This is a genomic window from Methanoculleus sp. UBA208 (assembly GCF_002498065.1).
Lineage (GTDB): Archaea > Halobacteriota > Methanomicrobia > Methanomicrobiales > Methanoculleaceae > Methanoculleus.
On the sequence record NZ_DAFZ01000120.1, the window covers coordinates 1 to 13,480 of the forward strand.

Annotated in this window: 15 protein-coding genes and 1 tRNA gene; 3 read left to right on the forward strand and 13 right to left on the reverse strand. The window is 60.9% G+C overall.

Features of this window, described 5'->3' with window-relative positions:
- The 3 genes from BRA62_RS12615 to BRA62_RS12625 form a co-directional block, all read left to right on the forward strand.
- Positions 1 to 336, forward strand: a 336-nt coding sequence (locus BRA62_RS12615) for a zinc ribbon domain-containing protein (RefSeq protein ID WP_292367151.1), incomplete at its 5' end; no start/stop codon positions are given.
- 59 nt (positions 337 to 395) lie between these two features.
- Positions 396 to 469, forward strand: a tRNA-Pro gene (locus BRA62_RS12620).
- Between the two features lie 41 nt (positions 470 to 510).
- Positions 511 to 1,368: a damage-control phosphatase ARMT1 family protein gene (locus BRA62_RS12625; RefSeq protein ID WP_292367152.1), complete on the forward strand. Its 858-nt coding sequence runs from the start codon at positions 511 to 513 to the stop codon at positions 1,366 to 1,368.
- Positions 1,369 to 2,128: 760 nt separating this feature from the next.
- Here BRA62_RS12625 and BRA62_RS12630 read toward each other — a convergent pair.
- The 13 genes from BRA62_RS12630 to BRA62_RS12690 all read right to left on the reverse strand — a co-directional run bounded on the left by BRA62_RS12630 (position 2,129) and on the right by BRA62_RS12690 (position 13,203).
- Positions 2,129 to 3,343 carry a phosphoglycerate kinase gene (locus tag BRA62_RS12630; RefSeq protein ID WP_394340001.1) on the reverse strand — a complete coding sequence of 405 codons (1,215 nt, stop codon included), beginning with the start codon at positions 3,341 to 3,343 and terminating at the stop codon, positions 2,129 to 2,131.
- A gap of 22 nt (positions 3,344 to 3,365) precedes the next feature.
- Positions 3,366 to 3,992 (reverse strand): V-type ATP synthase subunit D, encoded by a 627-nt coding sequence (locus BRA62_RS12635; protein ID WP_292367157.1) that lies wholly within the window; start codon positions 3,990 to 3,992, stop codon positions 3,366 to 3,368.
- A gap of 6 nt (positions 3,993 to 3,998) precedes the next feature.
- On the reverse strand, positions 3,999 to 5,384 hold the full coding sequence (locus BRA62_RS12640) for an ATP synthase subunit B (protein WP_292367159.1): 1,386 nt from the start codon (positions 5,382 to 5,384) through the stop codon (positions 3,999 to 4,001).
- Between the two features lie 2 nt (positions 5,385 to 5,386).
- Positions 5,387 to 7,141, reverse strand: coding sequence for an ATP synthase subunit A (locus tag BRA62_RS12645; RefSeq protein WP_292367161.1), 1,755 nt, complete (start codon positions 7,139 to 7,141; stop codon positions 5,387 to 5,389).
- Positions 7,138 to 7,443: a V-type ATP synthase subunit F gene (locus tag BRA62_RS12650; RefSeq protein WP_292367162.1), complete on the reverse strand. Its 306-nt coding sequence runs from the start codon at positions 7,441 to 7,443 to the stop codon at positions 7,138 to 7,140. The genes BRA62_RS12645 and BRA62_RS12650 overlap by 4 nt, the downstream gene beginning before the upstream one ends.
- 1 nt (position 7,444) lies before the next feature.
- Positions 7,445 to 8,521 carry a V-type ATP synthase subunit C gene (locus BRA62_RS12655; RefSeq protein ID WP_292367164.1) on the reverse strand — a complete coding sequence of 359 codons (1,077 nt, stop codon included), beginning with the start codon at positions 8,519 to 8,521 and terminating at the stop codon, positions 7,445 to 7,447.
- Positions 8,522 to 8,533: 12 nt separating this feature from the next.
- The gene (locus BRA62_RS12660; protein ID WP_292367165.1) at positions 8,534 to 9,112 is read right to left on the reverse strand and encodes a V-type ATP synthase subunit E family protein; all 579 of its coding nucleotides are present in this window, start codon (positions 9,110 to 9,112) and stop codon (positions 8,534 to 8,536) included.
- 11 nt (positions 9,113 to 9,123) lie between these two features.
- The gene (locus BRA62_RS12665) at positions 9,124 to 9,381 is read right to left on the reverse strand and encodes an ATPase (RefSeq protein WP_292367167.1); all 258 of its coding nucleotides are present in this window, start codon (positions 9,379 to 9,381) and stop codon (positions 9,124 to 9,126) included.
- Positions 9,382 to 9,385: 4 nt separating this feature from the next.
- The gene (locus BRA62_RS12670) at positions 9,386 to 11,329 is read right to left on the reverse strand and encodes a V-type ATP synthase subunit I (RefSeq protein ID WP_292367169.1); all 1,944 of its coding nucleotides are present in this window, start codon (positions 11,327 to 11,329) and stop codon (positions 9,386 to 9,388) included.
- A complete protein-coding gene (locus BRA62_RS12675; RefSeq protein ID WP_292367170.1) occupies positions 11,316 to 11,645 on the reverse strand; it encodes a V-type ATPase subunit subunit G family protein in 330 nt (109 codons plus the stop codon). Before BRA62_RS12675 ends, BRA62_RS12670 begins: the two co-directional genes overlap by 14 nt.
- Before the next feature lie 51 nt (positions 11,646 to 11,696).
- The gene (locus BRA62_RS12680; RefSeq protein WP_292367172.1) at positions 11,697 to 12,233 is read right to left on the reverse strand and encodes an alpha/beta hydrolase; all 537 of its coding nucleotides are present in this window, start codon (positions 12,231 to 12,233) and stop codon (positions 11,697 to 11,699) included.
- Positions 12,217 to 12,369, reverse strand: a complete 153-nt coding sequence (locus BRA62_RS12685; RefSeq protein ID WP_292367173.1) for a hypothetical protein — start codon at positions 12,367 to 12,369, stop codon at positions 12,217 to 12,219. Before BRA62_RS12685 ends, BRA62_RS12680 begins: the two co-directional genes overlap by 17 nt.
- A gap of 210 nt (positions 12,370 to 12,579) precedes the next feature.
- Complete coding sequence (locus tag BRA62_RS12690) at positions 12,580 to 13,203, reverse strand: hypothetical protein (RefSeq protein ID WP_292367175.1); 624 nt, start codon at positions 13,201 to 13,203, stop codon at positions 12,580 to 12,582.
- Between the last annotated feature and the right edge of the window lie 277 nt (positions 13,204 to 13,480).

Genomic DNA, 13,480 nt, shown 5'->3' on the forward strand with positions numbered 1-13,480 from the left:
TCGTGGAGTACATTCTTCACGATGCTGGAATACAAGTGCAAGAAGTATGGAAAGACCCTCCTGAAGATCGGGCGGTTCGATCCGTCTTCAAAGATTTGCAACTGTTGCGGGTATATCAACAGGGATCTGAAACTGTCCGATCGGGAGTGGATCTGTCCTGATTGCGGCACTCATCACGACCGCGACATCAACGCGGCAATCAATATCAAGAAGTTCGCCCTGCAAGAGCAGAATCTTGTTGGGGTAGCAGGTGCGGAACGCGCCGTCGAGCCTGTGGACTCGCTCCCGATGGGGAGGGGGATGAAGCAGGAAGCCACGCCCTTCAGGGCGGGGTAGTTCACCCCGCCTCCACAAAGCGAAGATATATGTGTAATTCGAGCACATAGTATGAGGGAGGGGCCATAGGGTAGCCTGGCCATCCTAGGAGACTGGGGGTCTTCTGACCTGCGTTCAAATCGCAGTGGCCCCATTGCACTATTTTTTCGTTCAACGCACCCAACCTTCAACAACATGAGATTTTATTCGGGCTGCACGGACTGCCTGATCTCCCGCGTCGAGTATGAAAGCAGGCTCTGCACCGACGATCCACAACGCATGCAGGAGATCGTGGATGCGTGCCGGGACCTGCTCCGGCGCATCGCCGCCGACCCGGTGCCCGCACCCGTCATCGCGAGCCGGGTGCACCGCCTTGCCTACCGGATGATCGGCGACGCCGATCCCTACCGGGCCTTGAAGAGGGGCAACAACGAGGATGCGGCGAAGGTCTGCCGGAAGGTGCGCGGCGATCTTTCGACGTTTCGCGATCTCGTGCTGGCATCGGTCATCGGCAACACGCTGGACTACGGCTCGAAGGCCCATACCGTCACCGACGACTTCGTCACGTTCTTCCGCCGGGAGTTTGCGGCGGGACTGACCGTCGACGATACCGAAACGATGGAGCCCCTCACGTCCAGGGTAGTCTACCTTGCCGACAACTGCGGGGAGATCGTCTTTGACACCCTTCTCGCCGGTCACCTCAAGAAGAGCGGGTCGCACGTCACGTTCGCCGTCCGGGGGGCGCCGATACTAAACGACGCAACCATCGAGGATGCGATGGCGCTCGGGCTCGATCGCCACGTCGACCTGCTCACCCCCACCACGGACGGCATCGCCGAACTCGGCCTCAACCGGGAGCTCGCCCCGCCCTCTCTTGCCGATGCCCTCGACCGTGCAACGCTCGTCATCGCCAAGGGCATGGCCAACTACGAGTCGCTCTCCGATGAGCGCGACCTCCCGCCCGTGGCTTACCTGATGTCGGTCAAGTGCGGCCCGATCGGCGCGGATATCGGCATTCCGGTTGGTTCCCGGGTCGCTCTCCTCCGCGAGTGAACCCGGCGGGCAGGTGCGGACTGCGAGACCGGGCGGCGCGGGCACGGGGATTCGCCCCCACACACCGCCGGACAACCGGTGATACATATAAACATAGCGGTCTGGAATTCCCGGGATTTAACCCCCTATTCGGGTTAAAACGAATTTCTCAGGCCCTCATTTAGTATTTTAAACAATATATACGGCAAAATATTTATTGGAAAATATTATATAATGATCACCATAAATACTGGATTGGGAAAAGACCACACCCAGCAATCACCAGTTTACTCAATTCCAGTCAGCAATCACCACACCCCACAACACCAACACACCTACCGAAGAGACAAGGGTTCGGTCAGGGGCAAACCGGGGTATACGGCGCCCCTGCACCAGTGTTCAGCGACCACAATTACACCGGGCCACGAAATCTTCGGGTGTGGCCCCCCACCTCATTCCATAAAGGCCAAACCCCACCTCCTTTTATCATCACCCGGATCGCAGGCAGCCTGAGCATCAGTGCTTCGTGGCTTCGCGTTCTGTAAGAACAGGATTCGGGCTCTGTTAAGCCCCTATTTCTCTAACTCCGTTCGTTCGCACCGTCAGGTGCGAGTTCCCCACGGTCCACTGCACGGGGACCTTTCCTTCTTTCAGTTGCGTTGTTGTTGGAACTCTGGACAGTCACACGCCCTCAATTTACGATATCCAGGAGGGATTTCGAAACAGGAACCTGACTACCGGAAAAGGAAAGCCGGAGAAAAGACGAGGAGTCTGATGCCCCTCACCCGAAGATCTTGCGGGACATCTCCAGCGCTTCGATGGCGGGCATCTTCTTCCCGGTCAGGAACTCGATGGCCGCCCCTCCGCCGGTGGAGATGTGGGTGAACCGATCCTCGATACCGAGCCGCTCGATGGCTGCGCCGGAGTGCCCGCCGCCCACCACCGAGAACTCCACGGCAGACGCCGCCTTCAGGAGCTCGAAGGTGCCGACGGCGAACGCCTCCTCCTCGAAGAGCCCGGCCGGCCCGTTCACCACGACCGTCCCCGAGCCCGAGATCGCCTCCGTAAGGCTTTCGATCGAATCGCTCCCGATATCGAGCACCTGGGCGTTCTCTGGGACGGCATCCACCGGGTACTCGACCCGCTCGCCGTCCTCACGAACAGCAACCGAGGGCGGCAGAGAGAGCCGGTCCCGGTAAGTCTCGAGGAGGGCTTTCGCCTTATCGATCTCCGCCCGGTAGCCGAGGTCGTCGATCAGCCGGGCCGTGGGTCGCCCGAGATCGTGGCCCGCCGCAAGCAAAAAGACGTTTCCGACCACGCCGACGACGATCACGCGGTCGGCCGTTCCCCGCTCGAGGACGTTCTGTGCGACCGCGATCGAGTCGTCCACCTTCGTCCCGCCGAGCACGAAGGTGACGGGACGCGGGGCGCCGGAAAAGACCCGGGAGAGGTTCGCGACCTCCTTCTCCATCAGGAGGCCGCCCACCGACGGAAGTGCGAGCGGCAGGCCCACGATCGACGGCTGCGAGCGGTGCGCCGTGCCGAAGGCGTCGTTGACGTAGAAGTCGGCCATCGAGGCCAGTCTCCGGACGAGGAGGGTCTTCTTCGCCTCCTCCGGTTTCAGGGTCAGGTTCTCCTCGGCGGCAAACCGGAGGTTCTCGAGCATCAGGACGTCCCCGCGCCTGGCATCCCGGATCGCCTCCCGGGCGCACCGCCCGAAGATGTCCTCCACATACGTCACCGGGCGGCCGAGCAGCCGCTCCAGTTTTGCCGCGTGCGCCTCAAGCGTCGTGAAATCCTTCTTGCCGGGCCTGCTCTGGTGCGTGAGGACGACAAGCCGCGCATCCTCGAGCGCCTGCACCGTCGGCAGGTGTTCCCGAAACCGTTTGTCGTCTAAGATCTGGTTTGAGGAGGGATCGATGGGCGAGTTGAAATCAACCCGCAGCATCACCGTTCCCGTCAACTTCCCAGCATCAGCGAGCGTACCGATCTCCACCGGGTATCACCAGTCTCTCTCTTCAGGTGCTCCGTGCCTTAATCTTTTTCAGGCGGAAGAGCTCCTCACGCTCCATCTCATCGAGCCGCATCTTGATGAAGTCTCTGGCCTCGGAGAGCTCCGGGATCACCTTGAACTCGAGCGCGTTCACGCGCCGCTTGGTGCTCTCGATCTCGTCGAGCAGCCGCTTCATGGTCGTCTCGATCTCGGCGGCCTCGATGATGGCTTCGAGCAGGTCCTCGAACGCCTCCGCGGTCTCGTCGATGACGGCGGACGTGCCGAGCATCCCGTAGCCGCGGTCGAGCACGCCCTTCCGTACCGAAGACGCCTCGATCTCCGGGACGACGACGCCCATGATGTTCTTGCTCTTTAAGGAGATTGCGGGGACGTCCGCCGTCGAGAAGGCGGCGGCCTTCACCCCGATCGCACCCTCGACGGTCTCCGCGAGGGCGATCATCTCCTTTGCACGCTCGTAGCGCTCCATCAGTGCGCCGCGGCTGTCTTTAGCCTGCTGCAGCACCTTGAAGAACTCCAGGATCAGCCCATCGCGCTTCATCTTGAGGATGTTGTAGCCGCGCTCCGAGAGCTTGATCCGCCGCTTGACGTTGATCAGCTCAGATCGGGTCGGCTTGATATCTCGTAGCGCCATGGACACTTACCCCTGGGCCTTCTTCCGGTACTTCGGGTGATACTTCTGGATCAGTTCGCGGTCGATACGCACGAGCTGCTCCTCCGGCAGCGTCGCAAGGAGGTCCCAGCCGAGGTCGAGCGTCTCCTCGATCGACCGGTCCTCGTACAGGCCCTGCCTGACGAACCGGTCCTCAAAGAGGTCGGCGAACTCGAGGAACATCCGGTCGCGCTCCGAGAGCGCGTCCTTTCCAACGATGGCCACAAGGCCCCGGAGATCGTTACCCTCCGCGTATGCCGCGTAGAGCTGGTCCGAGACCTTCTTGTGGTCTTCGCGGGTGTGCCCCTTCCCGATACCGAGGTTCATCAGACGGGAGAGCGAGGGCAGCACGTTGATCGGCGGATAGATACCCTTCCGGTGCAGCTCACGGTTGACCACGATCTGTCCTTCGGTGATGTAGCCGGTCAGGTCCGGGATCGGGTGGGTGATATCGTCACCCGGCATCGTCAGGATCGGGATCTGGGTCACCGAGCCCTTGACGCCCTTGATGATACCGGCACGCTCGTAGATGCTCGCAAGGTCCGTGTACATGTATCCCGGGTAGCCACGCCGCCCGGGCACTTCCTCACGGGCCGCGCCGATCTGACGGAGCGCCTCGCAGTAGTTGGTCATATCCGTCAGGATGACCAGCACATGGTAGCCGAGGTCGAACGCCAGGTACTCCGCCGTGGTGAGCGCGAGACGCGGCGTGATGATCCGCTCGACGGCCGGGTCGTCTGCAAGGTTTAAGAAGACGACCGCCCGCTCGAGGGCACCGGTCTTCTCGAAGTCGGCCATGAAGTAGTTGGCCTCCTCCCGGGTGATGCCCATGGCTGCAAAGACCACGGCAAACTCTTCCGTCGACCCGGGCACCTTTGCCTGCCGGGCGATCTGGAGCGCCACGTCGTTGTGGGGCAGACCTGAGGCCGAGAAGATCGGGAGTTTCTGACCGCGGACAAGGGTGTTCGTCCCGTCGAGGGTCGAGATGCCCGTCTGGATGAAGTCCGCAGGGGGCGCCCGGGCGTAGGGGTTGATGGCCGCACCGGTGGTCTCGAGCCTTTTTTCGGGCACGATCTCCGGGCCGCCGTCGATCGGCTTGCCGCCGCCGGAGAGGATACGACCGAGCATATCCCTTCCCACCGGCATCTTGATCGTCTCGCCGGTGAAGCGGATGCCCGAGTCCCTGCCGATGCCTGCGGTGGTCTCGAAGACCTGAACGACCACGATCTCGTCGCTCGTATCCAGCACCTGGCCGCGCTTGATTGTGCCGTCGGCGGTCACGATGTTGACGAGCTCGCTGTAGCCCACCGGCTCCGTCTTCTCGACGAAGACCAGGGGCCCTGCAATCTGTGAAATCGTCCTGTACTCCTTCATGGTCACGCCGCCCTCATCGCATCGAATTCAGCTTTCATATCCTTCAGGATCTTCTCAAGCACGGGCTCGTAGTCCTTGATGAACTTGATCTGCACAAGCTCGTTCTTGCTCTTTATGCCGACGACCTGCTGCGGGGTCGCTCCCCCCACCTGGGCAGTACGCGCGAGGTCGGCGTAGTGCTTGATCGACTTCATCATGTCGTACTGCTTGGTCATCGAGCAGTAGGTGTCCACGGGATCGTAGGCGTTCTGCTGCAGGAAGATCTCACGGATCATCCTTGCCACCTCGATGGTGACCTGCTCCTCGTCGGGCAGAGCGTCGGAACCGACCAGCTGGACGATCTCCTGGAGTTCGGCTTCCTTCTGGAGGACACCCATCGCCCAGGACCGGAGAGGGTTCCACTCGGGCGAGACCTCGCGGTCGTACCACTCGTTGAGCGCGCCCAGGTAGAGCGAGTAAGAGTTCAACCAGTTGATGGCCGGGAAGTGCCGGCGCTGGGAGAGCTTCGCGTCCAGTGCCCAGAAGACCTTGACGATACGCAGGGTGTTCTGGGTGACCGGCTCCGAGAAGTCACCGCCGGGCGGCGATACCGCCCCGATGACCGAGACCGAACCGCTCGTGCCGTTTGCATTCACGACGCGGCCTGCCCGCTCGTAGAACTCCGAGAGGCGTGCCGCAAGGTATGCGGGATACCCCTCTTCGCCGGGCATCTCCTCAAGACGGCTCGAGATCTCACGCATCGCCTCAGCCCACCGGGAGGTGGAATCGGCCATCAGGGAGACGTCGTAGCCCATGTCCCGGAAGTACTCGGCGATCGTGATACCCGTGTACACGGACGCTTCACGGGCCGCCACCGGCATGTTGGAGGTGTTTGCTATCAGCACCGTCCGCTCCATCAGCGGGCGGCCGGTCTTGGGGTCCTCGAGCTCGGGGAACTCGGTCAGAACCTCGGTCATCTCGTTGCCGCGCTCGCCACAGCCGATGTAGACGACAATCTCGGCATCGGACCACTTCGCGAGCTGCTGCTGGGCGACCGTCTTCCCGCTCCCGAACGGTCCGGGGATGGCTGCCGTTCCGCCCTTCGCGATGGGGAAAAGTCCATCCAGGATCCGCTGACCGGTGATCAGCGGGATGTCCGGGTTCAGTTTCTCCTTCACGGGACGGGGCACACGCACCGGCCAGCGCTGGAGCATGGTGATCTCGGTGCCGTCCTCGAGGATGCAGATGGTCTCGTCCACCGTGAAACTGCCGCCCGAGATCTCCTTGATCTTGCCGCCCTTCGACCGGGGCGGGACCATGACCTTATGGACGATGTTCGTCTCCTGGACCGTGCCGAGGATATCGCCGGCCTTGACGTCGTCGCCTGCTTTCACCGTGGGAACGAACTCCCACTTTTTCTCGTGGGAGAGGCCGGGAGCCGAGACGCCTCGCTCGATGAAGTTGCCCATCTTGTCCACGAGCACCTCGAGCGGCCGCTGGATCCCGTCGTAGATACTGGTCAGCAGACCGGGCCCGAGCTCCACTGTGAGCGACAGGCCGGTGTTCTCCACCGGCTCACCGGGCCTGATGCCGGCGGTATCTTCATAGACCTGGATGATGGTGTTCTCACCCTGGATCTTGATGACCTCCCCCATCAGCTCTTCATTGCCGACCTTCACCACGTCGTACATGTGTGCGTCGAGACCAACAGCAGTGACGACCGGCCCTGAAATTCTTTTCAGGGCTCCCTGAGCCCTTTTTTCTTTTCCTTTCTTCATTGTTTCCACAGATCAACACCCACCGATCTCTTGATTCTCTCTCTCATCGACAGGCCGCCCTCTTCTCCGCCGATAGCGATGACCGTCGGCTTAACGGAGTTTTCGAGGGTGGTGCGAAGCCGCAGGGGAACCCGCTCCATGTCACTTCCCTTCAGGACGAGAATGCCGACGTCCCTGTCCTGGAGCACCTGGTTGATCTGCTCGACCAGCCGCTCGTCGGTCTCGGCCACGTAAGTCTTCCTGACGCCCGCGAGCCTGAAACCGAGGATGAATTCACCGGTACCGACAATTGCGATCTCCATTCTACATCACCAGGTAGCCCTGTAATCGCTCACCGGGGAGGCCGGCCTCCTTGCCCCGGGCGAGGGCGCGAAGGTTCGCGACCTCGTACTTCTTCTCCTCCAGGTAGACCAGAATGGGCAGGACCGAGAACGGGTACCGCTTCGATATCCGTTCCATCTGGTCCAGCTGGACCCGGGTCAGCGCAACCTCGATCTCATGGATGGCACCCTTTCCCCGGATTGCCTCAAGCGCATTCAGGAGCGGGGTTGTCCTCACCTGCCTCTTTAAGGCATCGATGAACTCGTCCCGGTCCTCAAGCCCCGAGAGCCGCTGCAGTTCCTCCACCGAGAACGAGCCGCCGGGGATCATCAGTTCCCGCACGTCCTCACGGACGTGCCCGGCCCGGAGGCGGAAGAGGTTCTGGATGTTCCGGGTATCGATCTCGAGTTTGATGTACTTCAGGAATATCTTCCCGCCCTTGATGCCTTCCGTGGCGTCGGCGATGAGCCGTGCGTAGTAGCCCTTGTAGAGTTCGTTCTCCAGGTGGGCAAACGACCCGGTCTCCATCGCGCGGGGGAGTTCCTTCTCGAGGATGGGGTAGAACCGCTCGCCCTTGAGTGCCTCGACAACCCGTTCCGGCGACTCTTCAGTGAGAAGACGGTCGAGAGCGACCTTGTCCAGCCTGCCGGCCGGGACCAGAACCTCCCTGAGCTTGCCGGCCTGTACCCCCTGCATCTTGCCGCGCAGGATGGTGACGACGTTCTGGATATCCCAGCGCCGCAGGTAACTGGCGGTGAAGTACTTCAGTTTCCCGGGCACAAGTTCCAGGATGTTCTGGTACTCCTTGGCGAGGTTCCAGCTCAGGGCCTCCTCGACTAGGTTGATGCCGGAGAAGGAGGTGCCGAGTTCATCGATCTCGGACCGGTAGTTGGTCTCGCCGATGAACCGGGTAATCTCAGGCAGGCTCATATTCAGCATCCGGAGATAATCTTCGCGCGGTATCAGCCGTGAACGCCGTACCCGCATGCGGGTGCATGCGTAGATGTAGTTGGCGTAGAATTTGTAGTTGGTTGCCGGTCCGCTACTTATCCCTGCCATGTATGAACCTCCTCATGCAAACAGGATATCTGACACATCCTTCAGGGCTGATTCCCAGACTTCGCCCAGGAACGTGCCGTAGCTGTAGTCGATCTGCAGCTCGCCGTCGGCGCTCTCGACGATGATGCCGCCGGGGATATCAGCCGGGTCGCCCACGGTGTAGCCCGAGAGGGACTTTGTCTGGCCCAGGATCTTCTCGACAACAGGGATATCCCGCTCGTTTACGTGTACGACACCCTTCTTGATCTCCTTTGCCGCTCTCTTCAACAGGTCTGTGAGCGCCTTCTCGTGGAACTCAGCAGGCAGATCACCGACAGCAGCGAGCGAGGCCGAATAGACCTGATCGAGGAGCGTCTTCTGGGCGTTTAAGACCTGCCGCTTGACGACGAGGTTCGCTGCGGAGACTTCCTGGTTGGTGATGTGGGTGGCCGCCCGGTCCGCCTCCTCTTCGGCCGAGAGCTTAATCTCGGCGGCGCGGGCCTGTGCGTCCCTCAGGATCTCTTCGACTTCGGCCCGGGTCTCTGCCCGGACCGCCTCGACCTCCTTTCGCCCTTTCTCCCGGATCTCGTTCACGACTGCTTCGAGTCCCATGGTTCACTCCATCAGAACAGAAGCAGCAGTGCAACCACAAGACCGGAGATGACAATGGTTTCCGGAATAACCGTAAGGAGCAGCACCAGACCGAATACGTCACGGTTCTCTGCCGTCGCCCCGACCGCAGCGGAACCGATCGCCATCTCCGCGACACCTGCGGCGATGCCAGTCAGACCGATCGCAAGACCTGCGCCGAGCGCCCTCATTCCCAACTGCGATGCCTGTACCATTTCAAGAGTCAGTTCTGCTGTGCCAAAATCTACCATTTTCTTATTCCTCCGTAAACCTTGATTTCATACCGAATGGGTTGTACTTCTTTCCTCCACCTTTGTAGAACTTGGTGAAGAACTCAACATAGTGAAGACGAATTGAGTGCAGACCGCCGCCGAGGAGGCCGAGTGCCGTGTTCAGCACGTGACCCACCAGGAAGACGAGAATGCCGACGATGATGGCAATCACGCCGATCGGGGTGATCGCTTCGAGCTGGGGCTCTATCATCATGCCGATCGCGATGAAGTTGATCACCATCGCGATGGCGACCGAGGATAAGCCCACCGCCACAAGACGGGCGTAGGACAATACGTGGCTGATGATCGTCGGAAGTTCGACGATCTCAAGCGGGTTCTCCTGCGCAATCCCAAGGACGCCTGCCACCAGGAGGACGACGCCCACCGCGATGGCGACAGGGAAACCTGTCAGGTCGGGCATCATCGGGATGGCGTAGAACGACCAGATCAGGATGAGGATACCCCACATTGTTCCAAGCCAGCCGGCATTGGCGATTACCGCCTTTGTCGCGTGCTTTCCATGGTGGAACTTCCGGGCATTGATCATGCCGAGGATGCGCCCGAGCGTTATGTGCAGGACACCGATCCAGATCGAGACGATCATGAGCTCGGCTACCTGAGGGCCGTGACCGTGCACTTCCCCTCCGATGTTGAGATGTCGGGAGAAGAGCACCGCATTCCATGGGAGCGCGAAGCCGAAGAACTCGCTGTAGAGTATGCCAAAGACAATGCTTGAGATGCTTGCGAAGCTGAGCACCTTGAGGAGCATCCTTCCTTCGTCGCCTTTCAGGAACTTGCGCAGCCCGAGGCTCAGGAAGAGCAGGACTGCCCCGTAACCCACGTCGCCGAGGATCAGCCCGAAGAAGATGGGAAACACGATGGCTACCATCAGCGTCGGGTCGAGTTCGGAGTACCGCGGCCGTGCGTAGATATCCATGAGCACCTGTGTCGGGGAGGCGAACGACGGATTCTCGTACTCCACCGGGACCCTGGCAGCGTCGTCGACCTCCAGTTCCTCGATGTAGATCCTGCCGTTGGTCACCTTCTCCAGCGCCTGGCGGATCCTGTCCGCCCGGTCGTCAGGCACCCATCCTTCGGTGATGAAGGTCTCCTCTGTGGTAGCAAATCGTAACGGGGCCTCTGCCCGCTCTACTTCAGCCGTGAGTAGTTCATCACATGCTACCAGGAAATCGGTGTGCCTCTCCCGGATACGCGCAATCTCCTTGTTGACCTCAGCGATCTCGGTGCTGGCGCTCTGGACTTCGGCGAGATGGGCCTTCTGGTTTTCGGCCGGTGACCCGGTCCCTTCCGGGACGGGGATCGCCTGGAACCCGGCGTCGAGAAGAGCCCGCTCGACCTGCTCGCGGTACTCGTTCTGCACCACGACGACGATCATGTTGCCGTCCACCCTGTCGGAAAAATATTTCTCATGGGGGACGTCGATGGAGACGTCGCGTGCGATGTGACCGGTAAAGACGGTAAACCGCGTGTACCCGTGGTAAAGGTCCAGGTCCAGGGGGACCGCCGCGAACGGTTCGAGTTCTCTCGCGCGCTGCTCATGCTCCTTCTGCCGCGCTTCCAGTCTGGAGCGCGTTGCAACGAGGCCTTTCACCTCCTCGAGGATGGCGGGGAGGTCCGTCCGGATCATCTCCCTGACCTTCGATGCGGGGAGTTTCTCTCTAGTTTCTACGTTATCCGGGTTTATCCCGCACGCATTTTCAATGGCCCTGACATCGTTGAGCGCCGAGGCCACATCGCTCGCCCCGGGAAGCGGGTGGCCGATCGACAGCGCTTCAGCGGACTCGCTCTCCGGCACGAAGTCTTCGATGTGATAGACGTTGTGGCGGTAGAGCTCTCTGACGATGGTGTCGATCTCACCCTTCGGGGCCGCGATGAGCAGCCGGCGCATCCGTTCAGGCCTTAACATGCAGCTGCTCCTTAAACCGTGTAACAATAAAGTCTACAGCTTTTGCAAGGTTCTTGTTCCCCGTTGCCTTCAGCGCCTCTGCGCGCGCTTCACCCTCCCTGACAATCTCTTCATACCTGTTCTGCGCCTGGGCCCGTGCCTCCGCTAGGCGCTGATTCCTGTGCTCCCCGGCATCTTTCTGTGCCTTGAGGACCAGGTTTTCAGCCTCCAGCTCGGCATCCGAGAGGCTCTTCTTCCTCTCCGCCTGCGCATCACGGATCATCGCCTGATACTCTTCTTCAGTTTCCCTGATGCTTTTCAGGACATCGGTCTCCATCAAACCCTCCTTCTCACGGCGTATGAATATTTGATGAAATTGAGCATATATTTATTGTTGTTTGTCTGCTGAGGATTTTTCCGCATTTAGATGTTTCACTTCCACGCCGGGAGGCAAATTTTTTATCGTAACGCCCCCGGGAACCCCCGCAAGCGAGAGCCCGGAGAACTCAGCCGACGAGCAGAGCAGGTGCTGCTCGGGGTGGGTTCCCCGGCGGATATCGCAGGCGAGGAGAATCTCCGGGGCGACCGAGACGACCATCGATAACCGCTTCGACCCGGGATGGTCTTTTGGGAGGACAACGAGCGGGATATGATAGCGCCGGACCAGTTCAAGCATCATGCGTGCCTGCTCGATAGGGCCGCCTTCCGGCATGGAGACGGCGACCAGATCGTCGGGGTCGACCGCCTGGCAGTACTCGTCGTCCGGGGTTTCGATGCAGAGCGTAAACCGGGAAGCGGCTTTCGCAACAAGCAGAAAAGAACGTTCTCCCTGGATGAGGAGGGGTTCGTCGCCGAGGGGTACGGTCGCAACACCCGGCCCGGCAGGAGAACCCCCGGAAGCGCCGCCTTCAGACTTCTTCGACATCTTCCGACTGGCAGCTCGGGCACATGGGCCGCTTTCCGATGCCCTTGAACTTCTCGCCGCACTCTTTGCAGCGGTAGTTCGTGCCCTTCACGCGCTCATTGAACTCGATATCGACAGGTCCACCGACTGTACACATCTGGCATCACCAGGAAAGAGATGGCGGGCAGAGGATAAAACCCTATCGCGGCACTCCCGGGAGAGCCGGTTCTGCGGCCTGGGACGGGAGATCTCCAGCCACCCCGGTGGGGAGGGGAGGGGCGCAGGGAGATAGCGAATGGCACGAACGCGAAGCGGGCGTCGCGGTTCAGGCCAACGGCGCAGGAAAGTCACCGGGCGGTGCACGGGATCAGGTCCGTGCACCGCTGCGACGGGCGGGCGCCTTCTTCCGCGTCATCTGCCACCGTTTGAGAACAAACGCCGCGACGACGAGGGCGAAGAGCGTATTGAAGAGCACCCATATGATCGGGTTCTCGAAATCGTCTCCGATCAGGTTTCCGTGCACTATAGCAAAGAGGAGCGCGACGTACATCAGGCCGTGAACCCACCGCCAGTACCTCGGAATATATCTCCGGAGCAGCACCCCGGCAAACGCGATGTAGAGGAGATAGAGTGCGGGCCGGCCTGCGAGTGCCCAGAATCTCCCCCAGGGGGAAAAGACCGGGATGAATATAGCAGGGTTCATCGCCCCTATAGCGAGGGCCACCGGGTGCATTGTCGGAAGGAGAATGCCGACGGCGGCGAAGGTGTGGTGCACCGAAAGAAACGATCTACCGAAGACCTTCATGATCTCCCGGAGGAACGGTGTCAGGATGGCTGCGATGGCGAGGGCAAGAAAACCCCACAGGGCGGTGAGGCGCGCTATAACATGGATCGGATCTTCGTAGGGTGCGGTCAGCACCACGGCGGCGACAAGCGCATACAGGGCCAGGACGACGGCTGCAAGGAGCATGCCAGCCCGGGGGAGAGTCACGATTCCAGAGAACTCGCGGCAGGGGATAAGGGTTTCGCCCTGGGTGCTTTCCGGGAGTGGGTCGACCGGGGCCGGGGGAGACAGTCAGCCTGTCGCAAGTCGCACCTTCGGTGCTCCTGCTCCCACCCTTCAGGCGGTCGCACTTCGCGTGAGACCACGTAATTCCACAGAGTTATGGGCGCTCCCCTCACATCGCGCGGCCTACCCTCCCTTTGGTTGCACCCCTGGCACGGATTCCGTGGGAGTATCACCATAGGGGGAGGGGCTGACGGGGAGG

What these genes read in the sequence shown, in the direction of transcription:
- BRA62_RS12625 (WP_292367152.1), top strand. Translation starts at nt 511, where the DNA reads ATGAGATTTTATTCGGGCTGCACGGACTGCCTGATCTCCCGCGTCGAG.
- BRA62_RS12635 (WP_292367157.1), bottom strand. Translation starts at nt 3,992, where the DNA reads ATGGCGCTACGAGATATCAAGCCGACCCGATCTGAGCTGATCAACGTC.
- BRA62_RS12640 (WP_292367159.1), bottom strand. Translation starts at nt 5,384, where the DNA reads ATGAAGGAGTACAGGACGATTTCACAGATTGCAGGGCCCCTGGTCTTC.
- BRA62_RS12645 (WP_292367161.1), bottom strand. Translation starts at nt 7,141, where the DNA reads ATGAAGAAAGGAAAAGAAAAAAGGGCTCAGGGAGCCCTGAAAAGAATT.
- BRA62_RS12650 (WP_292367162.1), bottom strand. Translation starts at nt 7,443, where the DNA reads ATGGAGATCGCAATTGTCGGTACCGGTGAATTCATCCTCGGTTTCAGG.
- BRA62_RS12655 (WP_292367164.1), bottom strand. Translation starts at nt 8,521, where the DNA reads ATGGCAGGGATAAGTAGCGGACCGGCAACCAACTACAAATTCTACGCC.
- BRA62_RS12660 (WP_292367165.1), bottom strand. Translation starts at nt 9,112, where the DNA reads ATGGGACTCGAAGCAGTCGTGAACGAGATCCGGGAGAAAGGGCGAAAG.
- BRA62_RS12665 (WP_292367167.1), bottom strand. Translation starts at nt 9,381, where the DNA reads ATGGTAGATTTTGGCACAGCAGAACTGACTCTTGAAATGGTACAGGCA.
- BRA62_RS12670 (WP_292367169.1), bottom strand. Translation starts at nt 11,329, where the DNA reads ATGTTAAGGCCTGAACGGATGCGCCGGCTGCTCATCGCGGCCCCGAAG.
- BRA62_RS12675 (WP_292367170.1), bottom strand. Translation starts at nt 11,645, where the DNA reads ATGGAGACCGATGTCCTGAAAAGCATCAGGGAAACTGAAGAAGAGTAT.
- BRA62_RS12680 (WP_292367172.1), bottom strand. Translation starts at nt 12,233, where the DNA reads ATGTCGAAGAAGTCTGAAGGCGGCGCTTCCGGGGGTTCTCCTGCCGGG.
- BRA62_RS12685 (WP_292367173.1), bottom strand. Translation starts at nt 12,369, where the DNA reads ATGTGTACAGTCGGTGGACCTGTCGATATCGAGTTCAATGAGCGCGTG.